Origin of the sequence: Xanthomonas sp. SHU 308, assembly GCF_000364645.1 — a bacterium.
GTDB lineage: Bacteria > Pseudomonadota > Gammaproteobacteria > Xanthomonadales > Xanthomonadaceae > Xanthomonas_A > Xanthomonas_A sontii.
The window spans coordinates 1-1,126 of record NZ_AQOK01000589.1; the positions used below are offsets into that span (position 1 = coordinate 1).

Below are 1,126 nucleotides of genomic sequence, written 5' to 3' on the forward strand. Positions count from 1 at the left end.
CGGGGGCGTCGCTGCCCAGCGCCAGCAGCCGGCCGTGCGCCGAACGGGCCGCCGCCTTCAGCGCGTCGGCGCACCCCAGCAAGGCCGACAGGCGCACGCGGCCGTCGTCCATATCCAGCACGTGCATACCGACGAAGCGCGCTTCGGGCTGCGCCTTCGACGCGCCGGACGGCGCGAACTGCGGCGTCCCGGTGCCGTGGTCGGCCAGCATCAGCACGAAGCCGCTGGCGATCCAGCGACCCTGCAGCGACCCCAACGGGGTGGGCACCCACTGTGCCACGCCGGAGGCGTCGGCCGGATCGGGGCGACCGAAACGCTGCGGCAACGCGAAGGCGCGCAGGACACGCCCGCTGGCCGGATCGAGGGCGGCGATGCCCTGGGCATCCTCCACCCACAGCGCATGCGGGTCGCGCAGGCGCACCGGCCACAGCTGCGCATTGCCCTTCTTCGCCGCATCCATCAACGCTTGTCGCGGCGCGCCGAACACCGGCGCGAACGCCCAGGGTCCATCCGCCGCCGGTACCGCAGCGGTCGGCGCATTCAGGATGAACCGACTGCTGCCGAACGCACCGCCACCGCCAGCGTAGCTGTGATCGAAATACACGGGGCGCTGCGCGGCATCCAGTTCCCAGCGCGCGTAGCCATCGCTGCCCTCGCCATCGACCCGGTAGCGATGCAGGCGCCGCGAGGCGACGTCATAGGCATACAGGACGCCGGACTCGCCAGCGGCGCCGGCCAGGAACCACACGCGGCTGCCCTGCGCATCGGGCATCAGCCGCTGCGCACCGCCCTCGCCCTGCCAGACCGTTTCCGTCTGCCAGCGCGTGCCGTCGTGATGCAGCCGCCACAGCCGGGTGCTGGCGCCCGTCCCGCCCAGCACCTGCATGCTGAGCAACAGATCGCCGTCGGGCAGCGCCAGCAGATCGCGCGGGTAGCGGGCGCCGCTGTCCGCCGTGGCCAGTTCGCCGCCGAGCGCGTCCCAGGGCAGCGCGTCGAACGGCAACAGCGGCACGTCGTTGCGCGGCGGGACAAACGCGATGGCCGGCGCCGCACGGGCGCGCTGCGGCGGCTGCGTCCATGCCAACGGCGACGCGGCCACACGCACCGGCTGCTGCGGCACGCTCGC

At 73.6% G+C, this 1,126-nt stretch carries 1 protein-coding gene; it reads right to left on the reverse strand.

Annotated features, from left to right (window positions below; genetic code table 11):
* Window positions 1-1,126, reverse strand: a 1,126-nt coding sequence (locus D588_RS25130; RefSeq protein WP_017916827.1) for a hypothetical protein, incomplete at both ends; no start/stop codon positions are given.